The 21,333-nt window shown below is 74.6% G+C and carries 22 protein-coding genes and 1 riboswitch; of the genes, 5 read left to right on the forward strand and 17 right to left on the reverse strand.

Going from position 1 to position 21,333, the window contains the following annotated elements:
- Nucleotides 1-76 precede the first annotated feature (76 nt).
- The gene (locus tag ABWI07_RS39745; RefSeq protein ID WP_149258528.1) at nucleotides 77-571 is read left to right on the forward strand and encodes an NUDIX domain-containing protein; all 495 of its coding nucleotides are present in this window, start codon (nucleotides 77-79) and stop codon (nucleotides 569-571) included.
- A 72-nt stretch (nucleotides 572-643) separates the two neighbouring features.
- On the opposite strand, the gene ABWI07_RS39750 is transcribed toward ABWI07_RS39745, so the two are convergent.
- From ABWI07_RS39750 to ABWI07_RS39765, 4 genes are all read right to left on the reverse strand, one after another.
- Nucleotides 644-892: a metallothionein gene (locus tag ABWI07_RS39750; protein WP_149258529.1), complete on the reverse strand. Its 249-nt coding sequence runs from the start codon at nucleotides 890-892 to the stop codon at nucleotides 644-646.
- Nucleotides 893-1,022: 130 nt separating this feature from the next.
- On the reverse strand, nucleotides 1,023-2,414 hold the full coding sequence (locus ABWI07_RS39755; RefSeq protein ID WP_353821678.1) for an MFS transporter: 1,392 nt from the start codon (nucleotides 2,412-2,414) through the stop codon (nucleotides 1,023-1,025).
- A gap of 167 nt (nucleotides 2,415-2,581) precedes the next feature.
- Nucleotides 2,582-3,208, reverse strand: a complete 627-nt coding sequence (locus tag ABWI07_RS39760; RefSeq protein ID WP_353821679.1) for a maleylpyruvate isomerase N-terminal domain-containing protein — start codon at nucleotides 3,206-3,208, stop codon at nucleotides 2,582-2,584.
- Nucleotides 3,209-3,388: 180 nt separating this feature from the next.
- A complete protein-coding gene (locus ABWI07_RS39765; RefSeq protein WP_149258532.1) occupies nucleotides 3,389-3,805 on the reverse strand; it encodes a plectin in 417 nt (138 codons plus the stop codon).
- A 116-nt stretch (nucleotides 3,806-3,921) separates the two neighbouring features.
- Between ABWI07_RS39765 and ABWI07_RS39770 the strand changes: the two genes are divergently transcribed.
- The gene (locus ABWI07_RS39770; protein ID WP_353821680.1) at nucleotides 3,922-4,509 is read left to right on the forward strand and encodes a TetR/AcrR family transcriptional regulator C-terminal domain-containing protein; all 588 of its coding nucleotides are present in this window, start codon (nucleotides 3,922-3,924) and stop codon (nucleotides 4,507-4,509) included.
- Between the two features lie 6 nt (nucleotides 4,510-4,515).
- Here ABWI07_RS39770 and ABWI07_RS39775 read toward each other — a convergent pair whose 3' ends face one another.
- Genes ABWI07_RS39775 through ABWI07_RS39785 form a run of 3 tightly spaced genes read right to left on the reverse strand, consistent with a single transcriptional unit; the run spans nucleotide 4,516 to nucleotide 7,351 of the window.
- Nucleotides 4,516-5,157, reverse strand: coding sequence for a LutC/YkgG family protein (locus ABWI07_RS39775; RefSeq protein WP_353821681.1), 642 nt, complete (start codon nucleotides 5,155-5,157; stop codon nucleotides 4,516-4,518).
- Nucleotides 5,154-6,626 carry a lactate utilization protein B gene (locus ABWI07_RS39780; protein WP_353821682.1) on the reverse strand — a complete coding sequence of 491 codons (1,473 nt, stop codon included), beginning with the start codon at nucleotides 6,624-6,626 and terminating at the stop codon, nucleotides 5,154-5,156. Before ABWI07_RS39780 ends, ABWI07_RS39775 begins: the two co-directional genes overlap by 4 nt.
- Complete coding sequence (locus tag ABWI07_RS39785; RefSeq protein ID WP_353821683.1) at nucleotides 6,623-7,351, reverse strand: (Fe-S)-binding protein; 729 nt, start codon at nucleotides 7,349-7,351, stop codon at nucleotides 6,623-6,625. The genes ABWI07_RS39780 and ABWI07_RS39785 overlap by 4 nt, the downstream gene beginning before the upstream one ends.
- Nucleotides 7,352-7,628: 277 nt before the next feature.
- Between ABWI07_RS39785 and ABWI07_RS39790 the strand changes: the two genes are divergently transcribed.
- Complete coding sequence (locus ABWI07_RS39790; RefSeq protein ID WP_141575683.1) at nucleotides 7,629-7,832, forward strand: DUF5999 family protein; 204 nt, start codon at nucleotides 7,629-7,631, stop codon at nucleotides 7,830-7,832.
- 98 nt (nucleotides 7,833-7,930) lie between these two features.
- Here ABWI07_RS39790 and ABWI07_RS39795 read toward each other — a convergent pair whose 3' ends face one another.
- Nucleotides 7,931-8,548 carry an alpha/beta hydrolase family protein gene (locus tag ABWI07_RS39795; RefSeq protein WP_149258537.1) on the reverse strand — a complete coding sequence of 206 codons (618 nt, stop codon included), beginning with the start codon at nucleotides 8,546-8,548 and terminating at the stop codon, nucleotides 7,931-7,933.
- Nucleotides 8,549-8,599: 51 nt separating this feature from the next.
- On the opposite strand from ABWI07_RS39795, the gene ABWI07_RS39800 reads away from it, so the two are divergent.
- A complete protein-coding gene (locus tag ABWI07_RS39800) occupies nucleotides 8,600-9,025 on the forward strand; it encodes a PPOX class F420-dependent oxidoreductase (protein ID WP_353821684.1) in 426 nt (141 codons plus the stop codon).
- Here ABWI07_RS39800 and ABWI07_RS39805 read toward each other — a convergent pair whose 3' ends face one another.
- Both ABWI07_RS39805 and gcvP read right to left on the reverse strand, forming a co-directional pair.
- The gene (locus ABWI07_RS39805; RefSeq protein WP_353821685.1) at nucleotides 9,026-10,144 is read right to left on the reverse strand and encodes a tetratricopeptide repeat protein; all 1,119 of its coding nucleotides are present in this window, start codon (nucleotides 10,142-10,144) and stop codon (nucleotides 9,026-9,028) included. It abuts the gene before it with no gap.
- 473 nt (nucleotides 10,145-10,617) lie between these two features.
- Nucleotides 10,618-13,488 (reverse strand): aminomethyl-transferring glycine dehydrogenase, encoded by a 2,871-nt coding sequence (gene gcvP, locus ABWI07_RS39810; protein ID WP_353821686.1) that lies wholly within the window; start codon nucleotides 13,486-13,488, stop codon nucleotides 10,618-10,620.
- Between the two features lie 172 nt (nucleotides 13,489-13,660).
- Nucleotides 13,661-13,755, reverse strand: a riboswitch (glycine riboswitch).
- A 271-nt stretch (nucleotides 13,756-14,026) separates the two neighbouring features.
- Between gcvP and ABWI07_RS39815 the strand changes: the two genes are divergently transcribed.
- Entirely contained in the window at nucleotides 14,027-16,504 is a 2,478-nt protein-coding gene (locus ABWI07_RS39815; protein ID WP_235036681.1) for a lysylphosphatidylglycerol synthase transmembrane domain-containing protein, read from the forward strand.
- Between the two features lie 4 nt (nucleotides 16,505-16,508).
- Here ABWI07_RS39815 and ABWI07_RS39820 read toward each other — a convergent pair whose 3' ends face one another.
- From ABWI07_RS39820 to ABWI07_RS39850, 7 genes are all read right to left on the reverse strand, one after another.
- The gene (locus ABWI07_RS39820) at nucleotides 16,509-17,114 is read right to left on the reverse strand and encodes a MerR family transcriptional regulator (RefSeq protein ID WP_353821687.1); all 606 of its coding nucleotides are present in this window, start codon (nucleotides 17,112-17,114) and stop codon (nucleotides 16,509-16,511) included.
- A gap of 357 nt (nucleotides 17,115-17,471) precedes the next feature.
- Entirely contained in the window at nucleotides 17,472-17,942 is a 471-nt protein-coding gene (locus tag ABWI07_RS39825; protein WP_067468341.1) for a bifunctional nuclease family protein, read from the reverse strand.
- A 142-nt stretch (nucleotides 17,943-18,084) separates the two neighbouring features.
- Entirely contained in the window at nucleotides 18,085-18,825 is a 741-nt protein-coding gene (ftsR, locus tag ABWI07_RS39830) for a transcriptional regulator FtsR (RefSeq protein WP_200841775.1), read from the reverse strand.
- A gap of 37 nt (nucleotides 18,826-18,862) precedes the next feature.
- A complete protein-coding gene (locus tag ABWI07_RS39835) occupies nucleotides 18,863-19,393 on the reverse strand; it encodes an FHA domain-containing protein (RefSeq protein ID WP_141575695.1) in 531 nt (176 codons plus the stop codon).
- Nucleotides 19,394-19,701: 308 nt separating this feature from the next.
- Entirely contained in the window at nucleotides 19,702-20,538 is an 837-nt protein-coding gene (locus ABWI07_RS39840; RefSeq protein WP_353821688.1) for a DUF881 domain-containing protein, read from the reverse strand.
- The gene (locus tag ABWI07_RS39845; RefSeq protein WP_149258545.1) at nucleotides 20,535-20,867 is read right to left on the reverse strand and encodes a small basic family protein; all 333 of its coding nucleotides are present in this window, start codon (nucleotides 20,865-20,867) and stop codon (nucleotides 20,535-20,537) included. Before ABWI07_RS39845 ends, ABWI07_RS39840 begins: the two co-directional genes overlap by 4 nt.
- 22 nt (nucleotides 20,868-20,889) lie before the next feature.
- Nucleotides 20,890-21,333 (reverse strand): DUF881 domain-containing protein (locus ABWI07_RS39850; RefSeq protein WP_353821689.1); only part of this gene is annotated, 444 nt, incomplete at its 5' end.

A 21,333-nucleotide genomic window follows, 5' to 3' on the forward strand; every position in this document is an offset into this window, starting at 1 on the left:
GATCTCGCGGACGGATGCGGCCGCCTGTCCGTTACGACCTGAATCGGTCCGCGTTGATCACGTTTAACCTCGGAGCATGCCCGACCTTGCTTACTACGCCTCCCTGCCGCGGGCCCGCGGCGCCGCGGCGGCCCTGCTGCTGGACGACCTGGGGCGGGTGCTGCTGGTCAAGCCCACCTACAGCGAGGGCTGGTTCCTGCCCGGCGGCGTGATCGAGGCCGACGAGTCCCCGCTGTCGGCGTGCGTGCGCGAGTGCGAGGAGGAGCTCGGCCTCGTCCCCCTCCTGCACGGCCTGGCCTGCGTCGACTGGGGCTCGCCGCGCGACGACGGCGTCGACGCGGTCAACGTCTTCGTCTTCGGCGGCACGATCACCGGAGCGGAGATCGCGGCGATCCGGCTGCCGCCCGAGGAGCTGTCCGACCACATCCTCGTGGCGCCGGAGAAGGTCCCCGAGCTCGCGCCGCCGCACGTGGCGCGCCGGATGGAGCCCAGCCTGCGGGCCATGGCCGCGGGCAGCGCCGTCTACCTGGAGGACGGCCGCGAGCAGCCGTTCGGCGCCGCCCGCGCCTGAGACCGGGCGCCACGACGGCCGGACAGGACCACCGGCGCCGGACGTCCACGCCGGCGCCGCGTCCGGGCCGGTCTACACCGACACCGCGTCCTGAATGGTGCGGGCGCGTTCTCCCTCGGCGGCGCGCGCGCAGTGGGCGCCGCAGTAGAAGTGCCCGCCCACGTCCACGCCGTGCCCCATGATGCGGCACTCGCAGTGCTCGCAGATCGGCGCCATCTTCGTGACGGCGCACTCGAACGAGTCGAACGTGTGCACCTCGCCCTGCGCGTGCACCTCGAACGCCATCGCGTACTCGTTCCCGCAGACCTCGCAGGTTCCCATGGTCGCGTCTCCGTCTCCCCCGCCGCGTCGCGATCCGCGTCCTACCCGAAGCCGCACGAGCTACCCGTCCACGGGACGACACCGCCCGGCCCCGGTGGCCGCACCACCGGGGCCGGGCGGCCCCACGCCCTCAGACGCCGGCTTCGGCGAGACTCTTGCGCACTCCCCCCACGGTCACCTTCCGCATGTATCCGGCCCAGGTCAGCACGACGCAGACCCCGTAGAAGGCGGCCAGCCCGATCAGGGCGGCCCCGATCCCGTCCGTGCGCTCCAGCGAGATCCGGAACGTCTGCTGGATGAGGACGCCGCCGAACGCACCGACCGCGGAGATGAGGCCGATCGCCGCGGACGCCTCCCGCCGCGCGGTCAGGACCGCCCGCCGCGCCGCCTCCTCCTCCGCGGAGCCGAGCCCCGCCGTCATGCGCGTCTTGAAGATCGCCGGGATCATCTTGAACGTCGAGCCGTTGCCCACGCCGGTGGTGGCGAACACCCACAGGAACGCGCCGAGGAACAGCGGCCATGACTTGGTGGTCACCGCCGCCCAGATCGCCACCACGCCGAAACTCATCCCGAGGAAGTTCCAGAACGTGACCACGGTGCCGCCGAGCCGGTCGGCCAGCAACCCGCCGAGCGGCCGCGCGGCCGAGCCGACCAGCGCGCCGAGCCAGATGTAGTGGGACGCCTGCACGCCGGCGAACTGCGTCTTGATCAGAACGCCGAACGAGAAGGAGTAGCCGATGAAGGAGCCGAACGTCCCGATGTACAGCACCGACATCACGATCGTGTGCGGCCGCCTGGAGATCCGCCCCATCTCCCGCAGCGTGTAGGGCTGGCTCACCCCGGACAGGTTGTTCATGAACAGGTACGCGCAGGCGGCGGCGACCAGCGCCAGGGGCATCCACACCCAGCCGAGCGCGACCAGGCCGAAGGCCGCGATCAGCGGCGGCATGGTCAATTGCGTCACGCTGACTCCGACGTTCCCGCCGGCGGCGTTCAGGCCGAGCGGCAGGCCCTGCTTGTCGGTCGGGTAGAAGTGCGTGATGTTCGACATCGAGGAGGCGAAGTTGCCGCCCCCGAGGCCGGTGGCCGCGGCGACGAGCAGCAGCGCCCAGAACGGCAGGCCCGGGTTCTCGATCGCGTAGACGAAGAGCGCGCACGGGATGAGCAGCAGCAGCGCGCTGGCGATCGTCCAGTTGCGGCCCCCGAACCGCGCCGGCGCGAAGGTGTAGGGGATGCGGAGCCCCGCCCCCACAAGGTTGGGCAGAGTGGTCAGCCACAGCACCTGCCCCACCGACAGCACGGTGCCGTTGTCGGCCAGGTGCAGCACGGCGATGCTCCACAGCAGCCACACGCAGAAGCCCAGGTGCTCGGTGAGGATCGAGAACGCGAGGTTGCGGGCCGCGACCCTGCGCCCGGTCCCGGCCCAGAACAGGTCGTCGTCGGGCTCCCAGTGGTCGATCCACCGGCCGCGCCGCCCGGCGGCTCCCCGCGGGCGCGCGGTCTCGTCGGTGAGCAAGGTCATGGACGTCTCCTCCGGGTGTCGTAGAGGTCCCGGGCGCAAGGCCGGGACGCTGCGAACACCCAGAAGCTAGGAAGGCCGGATTACAGGCCCTGGCGCTTCCTGTACCCACCGTGCTACATCAAGCGCACACTGGAAATATCCGCATGTGAACCCACGTCAGCCGCGGGTCACCGCCGGCCGGGCCAGCCGGGCGACCGGCCGGAGGAGCGCAGCACCGCCCTCCACGGGTCCCCCCGCTCCAGCGGCAGGTGCGGGACGCCCCAGTGCCAGGCCGACACCAGCAGGTCCGGATCGCGCGGGCGGTAGTCGGCCCCGATCGCGCGGGCCATGTCCCAGGCGTGCAGGTGCCACTCCACGCACGCCGCGCCCGCGTGGTCGCCCACCGTGTACTTGGTGCCCCGGTAGATCAGATGCGTCCGGTCCCACATGTCGGGCATCAGGTCGGCGTACGCCCCCGCCGACACCCCGAACGCCAGGATCCGCTCCGGGCCGGGCTCGGGCGGCAGCACCGCCAGCTCGGCGGCGTTCTGCCGCGCCTGCTGCCTGATCAGCACCGCCGTCGCCGCGTCCTGCGCGAACAGCTTCGCCAGCCGGCTGTCGGGCGCGTCCTGGAGGTACTCCAGGCAGTTCTCCGCGACGCACCGCAGGTGCCCGGCCAGGTCGACCAGCTGCCAGTCGGCGCAGGGCGTCGGCACGTCCCAGTCCCCGACGGCGTCGGCGAGCGCGCGGATCGCCTCCACCCCGTCCTGGTAGGACTCGAGTACGCGGCACCGGTCCGGCGGCGTGCGCTCCACGTGACATCCCCCAACGTCCAGAGCACCGAGTGCCCTCCCGCCGGGAGGTGCCCGCGGCCGTCACGCCGGCGCGGCGTGCGGCGCGAGGCGCCCCCTGGCGTTCCCCAGAGAGGGCAGACTCTCAGAGTTCGGTGGCCCGTGCCACCCGGTGACGCTGTGTCGCCACACGTCCGCCGCGGCTCACAGGCGGGCGGCGGGCCGCGTCCTGAAGCTCAGCCGGTGCGCCTCGCGGGCCGTGCGCAGCCGGTCCACCTCCTCCGTCCACGGGCGCACCGCCGGGCGCGCCTTGGCCTTGCGGTAGGCGATCTCGGCGGCGCGGCGCGTCTTGGCGTCCTGCGCCTCCGTGGAGTACACCTTCGGGCCCATCGCGACCCGCTCGGAGGCCTCGGCGGCGGCGAGCACGGCCGTCATCGCCTCGTCGAAGGCGATCGTCAGCTCGCGCAGCTCCGGCTCGGCGGCGCCGGACGCCTGCGCCTCCCGCAGCGCCCGCTCCGCCTCGCCGGCCGCCGCGAGCCGGTCCTCGTACTCGCCGGCCAGCCGCTGGTCGGCCTCGTACGGCTCCGCGACGTCCTTGCTCACCCGGCGGCCCAGCGGCATGGTGGTACTCCCTCGACGGTCGTGCAGTGTTCGATCGAGGGTAAGCGTACGCGGCGTCCCGGCGTGTTGCGGCGGCGGACACCCGGCCGCGGCCCTTTACGTAGTAAGGTCGCTCCATGGTCCGGCAACCCAGCATCAACGCCCAGAACCGCGCCCCGCTGACCACCGAGCGGATCACCGAGGCCGCTCTGCGGATCGTGGACGGCCAGGGGCTCGGCCGCCTCACGATGCGCCGGCTCGGCGACGCCCTGGAGGTGGAGGCGATGGCGATCTACCACCACCTCCCCCGCGGCAAGGAGCAGCTCCTGGACGGCCTCGTCGCGCACGTCGCGGCGGCACCGGCCGACACGTCGGCGTCCGGGCGCTGGCAGGACGTCCTGCGGGCGTGGGCGGGCGACTACCGGGACCGCCTGCTGGCGCACGCGGGCGTCCTCCCGCTGGTCGTCACCCGGCGCAACCCGGCCGCGCTCACCGCCACCCTCGCGTCCCTGCGGGAGGTACTGCGCCGCGGCGGCGTCGCCGAGGACGCCGCGGCCGTCGCCGCGCACACCCTGCTCGGCTACGTGATCGGGCACGCGGCGCTGGAGGTGCGCGGCACCGCCGAGGACGGCGCCGCCGCGCGGACCGCCGCCGGCGACGGCGACGTCGACTGGGGCGCCCGGTTCCGCGCCGGCCTCGACGTCGTCCTCAGGGGCGTGCGCTAGGCGCGGTCAGTCCTCGACGAGGATGATCTCCAGGTGCCGGGGGCCGTGCGCGCCCTCGACCCGCGCCGTCCCGATGGCGTCGGTGGCCGACGGCCCGCTGATCCACGTCAGGGGATGCGCCGGGTCGAGCCGCGCGACCGCCTCCGGGACCGTCCCGACGATCTGGTCGGCGTGCACCACGCACAGGTGGTAGCCGGGGACGAGGGTGAGCGCCCGCCTGCCCTGCGCCCGGCCGCCGTCCAGGACGACCGTGCCCGTCTGCGCGACCGCCACCGCGCAGCCGGTGACGACGCCGTCGACCGCGGCGAGGGTGGCGAGGTCGACCGCCGGGGTGTCGGGCAGCGCCCGCACGCCGTCCAGTTCCGCGAGCCACCCGAACGGCAGGTCGGCCGGGACGACGATCTGCTTGGCCTCCCGCCCCCACAGCGCGGCCGCCACCGCCGTGCCCGCCTCGTCCGCGCCGACGTGCCGCACCGCCGCGCGGTTGTCGGCGACCCGCTCGGTGAACAGCGCGAGGACGTCGGCCCTGGTCTCGGCGTCCGCCGCGGGCAGGTGCCGGGCGTAGCCGCGCGGCACCGGCGGGCCCGTGCCGCGGGCCCCGCCGAGCGCCTCGCGGACCCGCCGCAGCACCTCCTCGCGCGAGCTCATGCCCGCGTCCTGTCCCACCAGCCGCGGAAGCTCTCGGCCGGCGGCGCGGGCAGGTCGCGGGCCTCCGTCCACTTGCCGAGCAGGCCGGGCAGGCGGCGGATCCGCCCGCCGCGCGACAGCAGCCGGGCCCACCGGACGCCGCGCCGCACCGCCGCCTCGTGCCGGCGCGGGTCGCCCATCGTCCAGGCGAGGCCGCGCATCAGCGCCATCTCGGGGGTCGGGACGGGGCGCCGCCGCCGCGACTCGACCACCCTGCCGCGCAGGTGCACCAGCACGTCCGGGATGTCGATCTTCACGGGGCAGACGTCGGCGCAGGCGCCGCACAGCGTGGACGCGTAGGGCAGCGAGGCGTCGGCGGCGCTCTCCACGCCCCGCATCAGCGGGGTGAGGACCGCGCCGATCGGGCCGGGGTGGACCGGCCCGTAGGGGCGCCCGCCCGTCCGCTCGTAGACGGGGCAGACGTTCTGGCAGGCCGAGCAGCGGATGCAGCGCAGGGCGGCACGGCCGACCTCGTCGGCGAGGGCGCGGGTGCGGCCGTTGTCGAGCAGGACGAGATGGAACTCGCGCGGCCCGTCGCCCGCCGTCACGCCCGTCCACGACGAGACGTACGGGGTCATCCGGTCGCCGGTCGACGAGCGCGGAAGCAGCTGGAGGAACACCTCCATGTCATCCCATGTCGGGACGACCTTGTCGATACCGGCGACACTGATCAGCGTCTCGGGGAGCGTCAGGCACATCCGCGCGTTGCCCTCCGACTCCACCAGGACGACGGTGCCGGTCTCGGCGACCAGGAAGTTCGCGCCGGTGACCGCGACGCGGGCGCGCAGGAACCGGTCGCGCAGGTGGGCGCGGGCGGCGGCGGCCAGCGCGGCGGGGTCGTCGGCGAGGCCGGGCCCGGCGGCGGGCACCGCGCGGCGGAACAGCTCCGCGATCTCCGCGCGGTCGCGGTGCGCGGCCGGGGACAGCAGGTGGGACGGCGCGTCCTCGCCGAGCTGCAGGACCATCTCGGCGACGGCGGTCTCGCGGACGGTGACGCCCGCGCGGGACAGCGCGTCGTTCAGGCCGATCTCCCGCGTCGTCGCGGACGCGGCCTTGACGACCTCCTTCGCGCCCGCCGCGCGGACCAGGCCGGTGACGACGCGGCGGGCCTCCGCGGCGTCCGCCGCCCAGTGCACGGTGCCGCCCGCCTCGGTGACGGCCCGCTCCAGCTCCTCCAGATGGGCGTCGAGGTCGAGGAGGGCGCCGTCCCCGATCGCGCGGCCGGCCTCGCGGAGGTCCTCCCAGTCGGCTGCCTCGGCCGCCGCGGCGGCCTCCCGCTCCCGCAGCGCGGCCGCCGCGCCGCGCAGGTTGCGGCGCAGCCGGGTGTCGGCCAGTTCCGGCCGCGCGGCGGCGGCGAACTTCGGCCTCGGCGGCCGGGCGGGCCCGCTCCTCCCCGGGGAGGGCGCCGCCCCCGGCGGTGAGGCCGTCATGCCGGCCCCGTCTCGGCGAGGATCTCGGCCAGGTGCATCGTCCGGACGCCGCCGCGCAGCCGCGAAAGCGCGCCGCCGATGTGGGCCAGGCACGAGTCGTCGACGGCGCAGACCACGTCGGCGCCGGTGCCGCGGATGTGCCTGACCTTGTCGGCCACCATCGCGACCGACACGTCCGCGTTCTTCATCGCGAACGCGCCGCCGAACCCGCAGCACTCGCCGGCGGACGGCAGGTCGACCAGGTCAAGGCCGCGCACCGCGCGCAGCAGCCGCACCGGCCGGTCGCCGACGCCGAGGGTGCGCAGGGACCGGCAGGACGGGTGGTAGGCGACCCGGTGCGGGAAGTACGCGCCGACGTCGGTGACCCCCAGGACGTCGATGAGGAACTCCGTCAGCTCGTAGACGGCGAGGCCCTCGGCGGCGCGGGCCAGGCCGGGGTCGCGGGCCCCCCGGGCGATCTTCGGGTAGTCGTCGCGGACGGTCGCGGCGCACGACGCGGACGGCGCCACCACGACCTCGCAGCCCTCGAACGCGGCGGCGTGGGAGCGGGCGAGCGCGGCGGCCTCGCGGTGGTAGCCGGCCGTCCAGTGGATCTGGCCGCAGCAGCCCTGCCCCGGCGGGAACGCCACCTCGTGGCCGAGCCGCTCCAGCAGCGCGGTCACGGCCTTCGCGGTGCCGGGGAACAGCACGTCGTCGAAGCACGCGACGGACAGCGCGACCCGCACCGGCCTCACTCCCCCAACCCCGCAGAGCCCGTCCCCCGCCGAACATCGTAGGGGTTTCAGGCTCCGGCGGCGTGTCGTTCTCCGTCCGTTACCGCGCCGGGGGGACCCTACTGCGTGGCACCCCGGAGTGGGAGGGATCACACCCGTCCGGTACTCCGGTACCAATGGACAACCGTCCCAACGGGCTATGGCCGGTGGGGGCGAACCACTCCACACTGGGGTGCGTCAGAAAAGGAAAGCACCACGACCGACCAGTAGTTGAGACCGGAGGCACGCCATGTGCCCGCACCAGCCGCCTTGTCCCTCCCACGACGCACCCGACCGCGACGCCGCCCGCACGCTGGCCTCGCACCCCGAACAGGGGTGGAGCCTGCTGTGCAACGGGGTCGTGCTGTTCGAGGACACCGGTGAGCTGCTGCCCGACGGGGGAGTCATCGCGCCGCACCGGCCGACGGACGCGCAGGCCACGTCCGCCGCTTGAGCGGGTCTCCACGGGGGACTAGTTCAAACGGGTGATCATCCTCGGGGGCACGCCCGCCCACCACCGGCCTCTGGGCCCGCACCGGGCCCGGAGCGACCCTACTCCCGGCCCGTCCGCACCGGACGGGCCGCCCACCTTCTCAGCCACGGCTCCACCGCCCGGCCGACCGCCGCGGGGTCCTTGTTCAGGTCGTGCCGCTCCCCCGCCAGCACCGCGACCTCGGCCGCGTCCGCCGGATCGGGGACGCCGAACGGGTCGCGGTCGCCGTTGACGACGAGGACCTCCACCCCCGCCGACCGCAGCTCGTCCACCCGGGTCTTCTCGGGCCTGCCCGGCGGGTGCAGCGGGAACGCCAGCGCCACCACGCCCGCCGCCCCGGCCGCCGCCGCCGTCCGGCACGCCACCCGCGCGCCGTTGCTGCGGCCGCCCTGCACCAGCGGGACGTCCCCGAACCTCTCCCGCAGGACCGCGACGACCTCCAGCCACGCCTCGTCCTGCTTGGCCGCCGGGCCGGGCGCCCGCCGCCCGGCGAGCCGGAACGGCTGCGTCACCCGCGCGACGGCGCCGCCGAGCGCGAGCGCCTCCGCCCGCACCGCCAGCAGGTCGGCCGCCTCCACTCCCCCGTTCGACCCGTGCGTCAGCACCAGCAGGAACGCGGGGTCGTCCACCTCGTCGAGCACCACCTCGGCGGGCCCGTGCGCCGTCGCGACCTTCATGTGACTCAAGGTAGCGGCCGCGCCGGCCGGCCCGTGCGGCAGACTGGCCCCATGCAGAGGATGACCGAGAGCGAGTGGCGCGCGTTCGTCATGGAGGGCACCCGCACCGGCAAGGCCGGCGTGACCCGCAAGGACGGGACGCCGCACGTCACCCCGGTCTGGTTCGTCCTCGACGGGGACGACGTGCTGTTCAACACCGGCCGCCACAGCGTCAAGGGACGCGTCCTCGCCCGCGACCCGCGCGTGTCCATCTGCGTCGACGACCAGGCCGCGCCCTACTCGTACGTCCTGCTCCAGGCCGAGGCGACGCTGGTCGAGGACCTGGACGAGGTGCTCCGCTGGGCGACCGCCATCGGCGGCCGCTACATGGGCGCCGACCGGGCCGAGGAGTTCGGCCGGCGCAACGCGGTGCCCACCGAGTACCTCGTCCGCGCCCGCATCACCAAGGTGATCGCCGAGCGCGCCATCGCCGAGTAGCTAGCCCTCGGTCCAGTCCGGGACGGGCGTGCCCATCGCCAGCCGGAACCGCTCCGCGAAGCTCTCGTGCAGCAGCGGGCCCCACGGGTAGCCGCTCGGCACCCGCACCGCCCTGCCCAGGGTCTCGTTGGACTCGCCCGCCCGGCGCTCGGCGTACCGGGCGGCGAGCAGCGCGTACATGTGGTCGAGGGCCCCGAACGCCTCCCCGGCCAGGGCCGGGAGCGTCCCGTCCGACACGGCCTGCTCGACGACCGGCTCCCACCACAGGTCGCCGGGGTCGCCGTCGTCCTCGGCGTCGCCGAAGTCGCGGCGCAGCCGCGCCCGCACCTGGCCCGCGGTGCCGGGGTCGGTGAGCCCGCGCCGCCACACCTCGCCGGCCTCGGCGCCCCGCCCCCGCAGCGGCAGCGTCCGCGCCAGCAGCTCGGTGGCCAGCGGCCCGACCTCCGGGTCGGGCGGCTCCTCCCCCAGCGCCGCGCCGAACGCGCCGATCGCCTGGTCGAGGTAGGAGATGCCGAGCGCGACGGCGAGCCGGGAGTGGGCGTAGGGGGCGGTACCCCGGTCGATCAGCCTGAGCCCGGCGGTCAGGACCCGCTGCGCCCGCGCGGGCTCGTCGCGCTCCAGCAGCCGCTGCGCGAGGTCGTGCGCGGCGGGCGGCCCGTACTCGGCGTCCCCGGTCGCGATCACCGCCTCCCAGTGGCCGCGGGCGGTGTCGAAGTCGCCGGCGTCGTCGGCGATGCGGGCGAGGGCCAGGTGGGCGGGCGGCAGGTAGGCGGGGTTGCCGAAGTCGACAACGACCCGCCAGGCGGGCGCCGCCAACTCGTGCTCGCCGGCCCGCTCGTGGGTGAGGGCCAGGTGGTAGGCGGCGCGCGGCCCGTACTCGGGGTCGGCCGTGGCGATCGCCGCCCGGTCGGCCTCCCTGGCGCGCTCCACATGCCCGGCGTCGTCCAGGACGACCGCCAGCCCCAGCGCCGCCTGCGCCCGGAAGGGGGTGTGGCCCAGCGCGAGCACCCTCTCGAACAGCAGCGCGGCCCGCTCCGCCTCACCGTTCTCGGCGAGGCCGCGGGCCTCCTCGCACAGTCGCGCCGCGTCGTCGGACACGGCGTCCAGGGACTCGCTCATCGCTCTTCTGCCCTCTGGGGGTCGGGATCAGCAGAAGCGTAGCGACAGGCCCCCACCCCCGTCCCGCCCCGACACCCCGAAATCCCGCCATGATCACAAATCCGTCCCCGAACCCGTCCCCGCCCCTGGCGCATGCCGCCGAGCCATCAACTCCAGGCCTCCGTGAACGCCCGATCCGCCCAGCCGGCCCCGGCACCGCGCGAACGGCCCTCGACCGTAAGCGCTCCAAGCCTTCGCGGTCACCGCCGAACGCGCTCAAGTATCAGGAGCGGACGCGAACGGCGCCCAGCCACCACCCCAGCCTTCGGCGACCCGAGCTACCGCGATCGCGTCCGAAGGCAGGTTCGAGCGAAGCAAGAACCTGATCGCGCAGCGAGCCGCAAGGCGAGACGAAGCGATGCCAGCGATCGCACGTGGGCTTTGGGCTGAGGCGCCCCAGGCGCCTCAGCCCAAAGCCCACAAATAAACACTGCTCAATCTTCGAACGCTTCGGGGGGCGGGCAGGAGCAGACGAGGTTGCGGTCGCCGTAGGCCTGGTCGATGCGGCGGACGGGGGGCCAGTACTTGTTCTCCCGCAGGGACGGGAGGGGGTAGGCGGCCTCCTCGCGCGTGTAGGCGTGCTTCCAGTCGTCGGAGACGAGGCAGGCGGCGGTGTGCGGGGCGTTCCTGAGGGGGTTGTCCTCGGCGTCGTAGCCGCCGTCGGCCACGCGCTGGATCTCCCGGCGGATCTCGATCATGGCGTCGCAGAACCGGTCGAGTTCGGCGAGGTCCTCGGACTCGGTGGGCTCGATCATCAGGGTGCCGGCGACGGGGAACGACAGGGTCGGGGCGTGGAAGCCGTAGTCGATGAGTCGCTTTGCGACGTCCTCGGCGGTGATCCCCGTCTCCTTGGTGATCTTGCGGAGGTCGGCGATGCACTCGTGCGCGACGAGGCCGTTCCGGCCGGTGTAGAGGATCGGGTAGTGCGGGGCGAGGCGGGCGGCGAGGTAGTTGGCGCCGATGATCGCGCCCTCGGTGGCGGCGCGCAGCCCGTCCGGGCCCATCATCGCGATGTAGGCCCAGGAGATCGGCAGGATGCCGGCCGAGCCCCACGGGGCCGCGGAGATCGGGCCGACGCCGGTGCCGGGGCCGGCCTCCTCGCGCAGCGGGTGGTTGGGCAGGAACGGGGCCAGGTGCTCGCGGACGCCGACCGGGCCGACGCCGGGGCCGCCGCCGCCGTGCGGGATGCAGAACGTCTTGTGCAGGTTGAGGTGGGAGACGTCCGAGCCGAACTCGCCGGGGCGGGCCAGGCCGACGAGCGCGTTGAGGTTGGCGCCGTCGACGTAGACCTGGCCGCCGGCCTCGTGCACGGCCGCGCACACCTCGGTGATCGTCTCCTCGAAGACGCCGTGCGTGGACGGGTAGGTCACCATGATCGCGGCGAGCCGGTCGCCGTGCTCGGCGAGCTTGGCCCGCAGGTCGTCGAGGTCGACGTTGCCGCCCTCGTCGCACTTGACGACGACGACCCGCATCCCGGCCATGACGGCGCTCGCGGCGTTGGTGCCGTGCGCCGAGGAGGGGATCAGGCAGACGTCGCGGTGCTCCTCGCCGCGGGAGGCGTGGTAGCCGCGGATGGCGAGCAGCCCGGCCAGTTCGCCCTGGGAGCCGGCGTTCGGCTGGACGGAGACCTTCGCGTACCCGGTGATCTCGGCGAGGCGGTCCTCCAGCTCGCCGATCAGCTCGACGTAGCCGGCGGCCTGGTCGATCGGCGCGAACGGGTGGATGTCCGCGAACTGGGGCCAGGTGATCGGCTCCATCTCGGCGGTGGCGTTCAGCTTCATCGTGCAGGAGCCGAGCGGGATCATGGACCGGTCGAGCGCGATGTCCTTGTCCTGGAGCCTGCGCAGGTAGCGCAGCATCGCCGTCTCGGAGCGGTGCGCGTGGAAGACCGGGTGGGTCAGGTAAGGGCTCTCGCGGCGCAGCGCGTCCGGGAACGCCTCGGGGGCCTCGCCGGCCGCCGGGGCGCCGAACGCCTCCAGCACGGCCGCGACGTGCGCGGGCAGCGTCGTCTCGTCGCAGGCGACCGCGACCCGGTCGGGCCCGTCCGGGCGCAGGTTGATCCCGCGCTCGCGGGCGGCCGCGACGACCTCGGCGGCCCGGCCGGGCACGCGGGCGAGGACGGTGTCGAAGAACGAGCCGTGCACCACCTCGACGCCGCCGGCGCGCAGGCCCGCGGCGATCTCGGCGGCCCGGCGGTGCGTGCGCTGCGCGATCGCGGCCAGGCCCTCGGGCCCGTGGTAGACCGCGTACATGCTCGCCATCACCGCGAGCAGGACCTGGGCGGTGCAGATGTTGCTGGTGGCCTTCTCGCGGCGGATGTGCTGCTCGCGGGTCTGGAGCGCCAGCCGGTAGGCGGTGGCGCCGTCCGCGTCGACGGACACGCCGACGAGCCGCCCGGGGAGCTGGCGCTGGATGCCCTCGCCGACCGCCATGTAGCCGGCGTGCGGGCCGCCGAACCCGTAGGGGACGCCGAACCGCTGCGCGGAGCCCACCGCGATGTCGGCGCCGGACTCGCCGGGCGGGCGCAGCAGCGTCAGCGCGAGCAGGTCGGCGGCGACGACGGCCTTGGCGCCGCGCTCGTGGGCCTGCGCGATGACGGGCTCCAGGTCGCGGACGGCGCCGGAGGCGCCCGGGTACTGCAGCAGCACGCCGAAGAAGTCGCCGTCCGGGAGCCCGCCGGACAGGTCGGCGACGACCACCTCGATGCCGAGCGGCACCGCGCGGGTCCGGACGACCTCGATGGTCTGCGGGAGGGTGTCGGCGTCGACGAGGAACGTCCCGGGCTCCTTGCGCCTGGACACGCGGTGCGCGAGGGCCATGGCCTCGGCGGCGGCGGTGCCCTCGTCCAGCATGGAGGCGTTCGCGACGGGCAGTCCGGTCAGGTCGCCCACCACCGTCTGGAAGTTCAGCAGGGCCTCGAGGCGGCCCTGGGAGATCTCCGGCTGGTAGGGCGTGTAGGCGGTGTACCAGCCGGGGTTCTCCAGCACGTTCCGCATGATCACGCCGGGCGTGGTGGTCCCGTGGTAGCCGAGCCCGATCATGGACGTCAGGACGGTGTTGCGGGACGCCAGCTCGCGGAGCCGGTCCAGCGCGGCGGTCTCGCTCAGCGCGGGCGGCAGGTCCAGCGGCCGGGAGGTGCGGATGGCGGCGGGGACCGCGTCGTCGATCAGCGCCTCGGCGCCGGAGTAGCCGATGGCGGCCAGCATCCTCGCCTGGTCGCTCGGGGACGGGCCCACGTGCCGGTCGGCGAACGCCGACCGCGGGTGCTGCGGCGCGGCCACGGGGGCGAAGAACTGGGCGGTCATGGAAGGCCTCCTGGCTGCTGCGGTCGCTCAGGTGCGCCGCCGGCGCGGGCCGGCGGGCCGGTCTCCCCCTCTGTCATCGGCACCTGAGAGCTTCACCCGCGCGGCGGGGTTTCCCCTTCGGTGAGCCGCCCTTCCCCGCGCGCGGGGATCGACGCCTGCTTTCCAGAGGTGCCTCGTCCGCGCGGTCCTTTTGCCTGAGAGGTTCCGGGGAGGTTGCCCCTTCGGCGCCCCACGCTGGCGGCGTGGGGTCTCTCCCGCACAGGGTCGACGGCATGTCCTAGGACGAACCCTACCCAAAGGCGCGTCCACCGGGTGGTTCCGGCCCGCCGCAAGGGCCGCGCCCTTCCGGCGCCCGGGGTCTACCGGCGAGTACCATGTGCTCACCCACCTGGGACGGGAGGGGCTCGGGCCGCACGGGGGCGGGGAGATGAGGCTGCGGGATGGACGCGCGTCCCGGCGGCGCTCCGCCGACTCGACGGCGCGCCGCCGGGTCTGGGACGCTGGCCACGATGACGGATGGCCGGAGCGGCGGTACGGCGTGACACAGACCCACGACGGCGCGGTGCGCCCGGCGCCGGGGGCGTCCGCCGGCGTCCCCGTCGAGGAGCCCGCCCAGCCCGACCGGATCCGCCGCCCGTCCGACGCCTTCCGGTTCGCGGCGTCCGTCGTGGGGCTGGCGGCGGTCATGCTGCTGGTGTCGATCGCGCAGCAGACGACGCACGGCCTCCAGACCGACATCGCGCAGGGCACCGCGCACGCGCCCCGGCCGCTGCTGACGCTGGCGACGCTGGTGTCCAGCTTCGGGGTGCTCGCCGTGCCGATCGCGTTCGGGATCGAGCGGCTGTTCCACAAGGACGGGACGCGGGTCGCGATCGCGCTGCTCGCCGCGATGATCGCGTTCGGCGTCACGGTGGGCCTGGACGACCTGGTGGTGCGGGCCGCGCCGGGGGGCGTGCTCGACTCGCTGATCTGGGGCGGCACCGAGACCGCGCCGGTGCACACCGACATCGCGCCGGTCATCGCGTTCGTCAGCGCGGTCGGGATGGCGGGCCGCGCCCGCTGGCAGGCCGCCACCTGGACCATGATCGGGCTGGCGGCGCTGACCGGGCTGACCGCGTCGTACGCCTCCGTGGCCGCGCTGGCGGCCACCTACCTGCTGGGCCGCGCCATCGGCCACGGCACCCTCTACGCGGTCGGGACGCCGAACCCGCGCCCGTCCGGCAGGACCGTGGTGGCCGCGCTCGAACGGCTCGGCCTGCGGCCCGAGCGGGCGGCGCGGCTGGACGGCTCCGGGGAGGGCACCGACCAGACGCGCCGGTACGGCGTCGTCCTCGCCGACCGCCCGCGGGGCGGGACCGGCGCCCGGCTCCCGGCGCGGCGCGGGCCGCACGGCGAGTGGGACGTGGAGGTCCGCGTCCTCGACCGCGACCAGCAGACCGCCGGGCTGCTCTACCGCGTCTGGCGGCTGCTGCGCCTGCGTGGCGACACGACCGGGCGGACGCTGCGCTCGCTCCGCCGCTCCCTCGAGCTGGAGTCGCTGACGGCGTACGCGCTGGACGCGGCGGGCGCCCGGACGCCGCGGCTCGCCGGCACCTGCGAGGTCGGCACCGAGGCGGCGCTGCTGGCCTACGAGCACGTGCCGGGGCGGCGGCTCGGGGACGTCCCCGACGACGAGGTCACCGACGCGCTGCTGACGGACGTGTGGCGGCAGTTCCGGGCGCTGCAGGCGGGGCGGATCGCGCACCGGCGGCTGGAGGGCGGGGCGGTCCTGGTCGGCGACGACGGCCGCGCCTACCTGACCGACCTGCGGTCCGGGGAGACGGCGGCGGGCGACCTGGCGCTGCGCCTCGACCTCGCCCAGCTGCTCACGACCCTGGCGCTGCGGGCGGGGCCGGAGCGGGCGGTCCGGACGGCGGCGTCCGTGCTGGGCGAGGAGGCCCTCGGCGGGGCGGTGCCGCTGCTGCAGCGGGTGGCGCTGTCCCGGGCGACGCGCACGGCCCTCCGGCACCACAAGGACCTGCTCACCCGCATCCGCGAGCAGATCGTCCGGCTGAAGCCGGAGACCGAGGCGGCCCCCGCCAACCTGGAGCGCTTCCGGCCCCGGACCATCGTCAGCATCGTGGCACTGTCGATCGCGGCCTACATCGTCATCCCGCAGGTGACGAGCCTGGACATCGGCCGCCTGGCGGCCACGGCGAGCTGGCACTGGGTGGCGGCGGCGCTCGGGGCGGCGGCGCTCACCTACGTGGCCGCCGCGTTCATGCTGATGGGGTTCGTCCCGGAGCGCCTGCCGCTGTGGCGGACGGTCCTGGTGCAGCTGGCAGCGTCGTTCGTGAAGCTGGTCGCGCCCGCGGCCGTGGGCGGCGTCGCGGTCAACACCCGCTACCTGCAGCGCACGGGCGTCCGGCCGGCCCTCGCCGTCGCGAGCGTGGGCGCGTCCCAGCTCGTCGGCATGGTCATCCACATCCTGCTGCTGGTGCTGTTCGGGTTCCTGACCGGCTCGACGGCGAAGGCGACGCAGGACCTCGCCCCCTCCCGGACGATCATGTTCGCGGTGCTGGGGCTGGGGCTGCTCGCCGGGCTGGCGCTGACCGTGCCGCGGGTGCGGCGGGTGGTCGCCTCGCGGCTGAGGGCCATGTTCTCGGGCGTGGTGCCGCGCCTGGTGGACGTCCTGCAGTCCCCGCGGAAGCTGGCCACCGGGATGGGCGGCACGCTGCTGCTGACGCTGGCGTTCACCCTGTGCCTGGACGCCTCGGTCCGGGCGTTCGGCGGGTCGCTGCCGTGGACGACGGTGGTGCTGGTGTTCCTGACCGCGAACGCGGTCGGATCCGCGGCGCCGACGCCGGGCGGGCTCGGCGCCGTCGAGGGCGCCCTCACCCTGGCGCTGACGATCTCGGGGCTGACGGCGGAGACGGCGACATCGGCGGTGCTGCTCTACCGGCTGCTGACGCTGTGGCTGCCGGTGCTGCCGGGCTGGGGGGCGTTCGCGTTCCTGCAGCGCAAGGAGGCGCTCTGAGGCGTCAGCCGGTGCGGCGGGCGCGCCGCCGGTCGGCGAGCTCGTCGTGGGGGTGCCCCGCCGGGTCGGGCTCGCCGGTGGAGGCGCGCTCACCGGGTAGTTCCGCCAGGCTGCCCTCCACCTCCTGCCACACCCGTCCGAGCGCGATGCCGAACACGCCCTGCCCGCCCTGGAGGAGGTCGACGACCTCGTCGGGCGAGGTGCACTCGTACACGCTCACGCCGTCGCTCATCAGGGTGATCTGAGCGAGGTCCTGGACGCCGCGGTCGCGCAGATGGGTGACGGCCGTGCGGATCTGCTGCAGCGAGACGCCGGTGTCCAGGAGCCGCTTGACGACCTTCAGGACGAGGATGTCGCGGAAGCTGTACAGCCGCTGGCTGCCGGATCCCTGCGCCGACCGCACGCTGGGCTCCACCAGCTTGGTGCGGGCCCAGTAGTCGAGTTGCCGGTAGGTGATGCCCGCCGCGGCGCACGCCGTCGGGCCGCGGTAGCCGACGTCCTCCGGCGGCGCCGACACCTGGGTGTCGAAGAGCAGGCCCTGCTCTCCGGCACGGCGGGACGCCACGCGCCTGTCGGGGGTCGCCTTGCCCTCGCCGCTGCTCACCGCCACGCGGACCTCCGGCTTCTATCAGCCCGCGGCGGTTCGTCAAGGGGGTTTGACGAATAACACCACGGGTGTTCCACCAGCACGGTAGGTGCCGGTCAGGGTGTGGTCAACGTTCATCGTCGGCGCGTCGCATGCCCGGACGAACCGGCTTCACATGGGCAAACTGCACACCTTCGCCACCCACGCAGTCCATACCCCGATGGTTCCCCCGCAAAAACCGCCAGGTCCGGCCCAATGGGCGACCAATCGCCCCATGGCATGAACTCGCCCCCTCCAGAGTGACATTCGCCACAGGCCCGGCGCGGGACGCGCTCGACCGGCGCGTCGCGGGCGGGACGGCGGCGGGCTGTGCGGAGGGGGCTATCCGGCGCGGCCGAAGTCCTCCGGGGAGATCGTGTCGAGGAACTCGCGGAACTTCTCGACCTCGTCCTCCTGCTCGTCGGGGATGGCGACGCCGGCCTCCTCCAGGACGTCCTCGCTGGCGAAGATCGTCGCGCCGGTGCGCAGGGCGAGGGCGATGGAGTCGGAGGGGCGTGCGCTCACCTCGACGCCGTTGGAGAAGATGAGGTCGGCGAAGAAGATCCCTTCGCGGAGCGCGGTGATGTTGACCGTGCGGAGCTGGACGCTGAGGGCGTCCAGGACGTCGCGGAACAGGTCGTGGGTGAGGGGCCGGGCGGGCAGCACCCCCTGCTGGGCGAAGGCGATCGCGGTCGCTTCGACCGCCCCGATCCAGATGGGCAGGTAGCGATCGCCCTCCGTCTCCTTCAACAGGACGATCGGCTGATTGGAGGGCATCTCGACCCGGACGCCGACGACCTCCATCTGCTTCACTGCGGCTCCCTGCTGGTTCTCGCTGTCTCGATCACCACGTGCAGCGGATCGATTCCTGACCGAACCATGTAGCCAACGTACACCCAGGCTCGGACAGCTCGCGGCGGACGGGGGGCGGGAAAATCGTCCACGGGCCGCGTGCTCAGTGGTCGAGGCTCTCGCGCAGCCCCGCGCCGACCAGCGCGGCGTGCAGCCGCACCGACAGGGCGGCGATCTCCCGCGCGGTCTCGGCGGCCTGCTCGTGCGCGCCGCGGCTGCGGCGGCGCAGCTGCGGCGCGACCATCTGCTCGATCAGGCCGACCTGCCGGTCGGCGGCGGCCTTGACGGCGCGCAGGTGCCGGACCTCGAAGCCGAACTCGCCGAGCGCGGCGGCCACGCGCGCGATGTTCAGCGCTTCGCCCTCGTAGTGCGCGCCGGTCCGGCGGACGAGGCCGTACTCCTCGAGGCGGGCGAGGAGGGCCTCGTCGATCCCGGCGCCGTCGAGGAGCTGGCGGCGGGTGAGCCGGACGGCCGGGTCAGGGGCGGTGGTGTCGGCGGCCACGAGCGTGCGGGGGCGCCGCCGGTCCGGCTCGGCCGGACCGGACGGGCCGGTGCGGCGGGCGCCGAGCGGCGGGACGCTCTCGCCGCGGTCGCGCGCCTCCAGGTGCTGCCTGATGACGCGCAGCGGCATGTAGTGGTCGCGCTGCGCGGTGAGGACGTACCGCAGGCGCTCGACGTCGGCGTCGCTGAACTTGCGGTAGCCGGAGGGGCTGCGCTCCGGCTCGACGAGCCCCTCGGACTCCAGGAACCGGATCTTGGAGATGGTGATGTCGGGGAACTCGGGCCTGAGCAGCCCGAGGACGTCCCCGATCGTCATCGGGGACCGGGCCGGCTCCGCGTTCAAGGGCCCTCCCATCGTCGCCTGGCCTCGCCGCGTTCCGTCAGCCGTGGGCCGGGTTGGTGAGGAACACCAGCCGGAACTTGCCGATCTGGACCTCGTCGCCGCCCGAGAGCCCGGCCTGGTCGATCCGCTGCCGGTTGACGTAGGTGCCGTTGAGGCTGCCGACGTCGCGGACGGAGAACGCGCCGCCCTGGCGGGCGAACTCGGCGTGGCGGCGGGACACGGTGACGTCGTCCAGGAAGATGTCGCTCTCGGGGTGCCGCCCGGCGGAGGTGCGGTCCTTGTCGAGCAGGAAGCGGCTGCCGGCGTTGGGGCCGCGCTTCACGACGAGCAGCGCGGTGCCCGGGGGGAGCGCCTCCATCGCCATCTGGTCGGGCCCGACCGGCTCCTCGGCGCCGGCATCGGTGTCCAGCGCCTCGAACCCTCCGATGGAGATCGTGGACGTGGACTCGCCCGGCGACTCCCGGGGAGGCGGCGGCGCCGAACTCCTCAGCGGAGTGCCGCAGTTCGAGCAGAAGCGGGCATCATCCGGGTTGGCGTGACCGCACTGCGTGCAGTAGACGCTCGGCATCGATCGGCTCGGCCTCCTACCATCGGCGTGCCGCCCGCGGACTCCCCGCCTTAGCGGGGGTCGCCGACGCCACGCGCATCCTTCACCCAACCCACGCCGGGGGTCCGCCCCCGGCAACGGTCCAACTCACCGCCCGCTCACACGACGGTCGCCGCAACTTACGCGGGTATCACCCGAGGGGTCAACTGGAACGGTGAACCGGCTGCACCAAACTACATTCGCCGATGATCGCAGGTCCATGCCGCCGCGCGGGCGGCCGCGATCAGTAGCGCCTGCGGGCGCGCGGTCCACCGTCTCCCCCGTCCCCTCTAGGGAGACCGTACCGCGCCGACGGTCACTTTCGCGCGCCGGCTGATCAGGACGCGCGCCCCGGCCCCCTCCAGCGTGCGGACGAGGCCGCCGGGGATGGTGAGCGCCGTGGTCATCGTGTGGGGGTCGCCGATGGCCAGGAACCGGTACGGGGCGGTGAGCAGCCGGCCGTCCACGAGGATGCCGTCGCGGTCGTCCAGGAAGTGGGTGTCGACGCCGACGCGCACGTCGCCGACCTGGATGACCTCGGCGCCGGCGTCGCGGAGCTCCTCCATGGCGTCCAGGAGGTTGAGGGCCTTCACGCCGCGGCCGGGGTCGTCGATCCGGAGCTCGATCCCGGGGCCCTCGGCGGGCAGCGTGCCGGCGAGCAGGCCGTAGGTGGTCGCCCGCTCGCGCGCCTCCTCCAGGGCGGTCCCGCCCTCGGCGTCCCGCTCCAGCCGGGCCTTCGTCTCCTCCAGGTCGCGCAGGTCGCCCCTCAGCCGCTCGGACCGCTGGCCCAGGTCCCCCAGGATGCCGACGAGTTCGTCCTGCCGCGCGGTGGCGAACGTGGTGTCGCGCTCGGTCGAGCCCACCTGGGCGGCGACCGCGAACCCCAGCAGGAGGCACAGGAGCCCCCCGATGAGCTGGCCCGGGCTGACGCGCGGGCGCAGCAGGGCGGCGAGGGCGCGCAGCCCCCCGGGCTCGGGTGGGGCCTGCTCGTCCTCGGGCGGCTGCTCGTCCTCGGGCGGCTGCTCGTCCTCGGGCGCCTGATCCACCTCGGGAGCCCGCTCGTCCTCGGGGACTCGCTCGTCCTCGGGTGCGGTCCCGTCGCGCCGCGTGGCCTCGCCCCCGGTCATGCGCCGAACAGCTTCCGCCGGATGGCCGCCGCGTTGGAGAAGATCCGGATGCCGAGGACGACCACGACGCCGGTGGACAGCTGCGAGCCGACGCCGAGCTTGTCCCCGAGGAAGACGATCAGCGCGGCGATGACGGTGTTGCTGACGAAGGAGACCGTGAAGACCTTCTCGTCGAAGATCCCCTCCAGCCGGGCCCGGACGCCGCCGAACATGGCGTCGAGCGCGGCCACGATCGCGATCGGCAGGTAGGGCTGGAGCCAGAGCGGGACGTCCGGCTGGACCAGGAAGCCCAGCGTCACGCCGACCACGAGCCCGATCAGCGCGATCATCTTCGGACCATCCCTCCCCCGCTCACCGGCCGCCCTCGTCGCGGGGGACGGCGTACCGCAGCCGGAACGCGCCCGCGGCGGGCAGCCGCACCCCGTCCGAGCGGCGCGTGTCGTACCTGATCCCGAACCGGTCCCGCAGCGCGGCGAGCCTCCGGTCGGCGGGCGAGCCGGCGAAGGCCTCCCGCAGCCGCCCGGGGTCGCCGAGCGCCGTCACCTCGTAGGGGCCGGCGAGCGGCCGGTAGTCGACCATGATCGCCTCGCCGGCGGCGCGGATCGCGGTGGTCGGGGCGAGCCGCCGGCCGTTGACGCCGATGGCCCGCGCGCCGGCCGCCCACAGCCCGTTCACCAGGACCTGGAGGTCCTGATCATAGACCCGGCCGCCCTCGGCGGCGCGGCCCGGCGGCGCGTGCCCGGCGGGGGCGTCGCGCGGCGCGTCGTCCAGGGTGACGACCAGGCCCTCGCCGGC

The sequence above is a fragment of the Actinomadura sp. NPDC000600 genome (genome assembly GCF_040492135.1).
GTDB lineage: Bacteria > Actinomycetota > Actinomycetes > Streptosporangiales > Streptosporangiaceae > Spirillospora.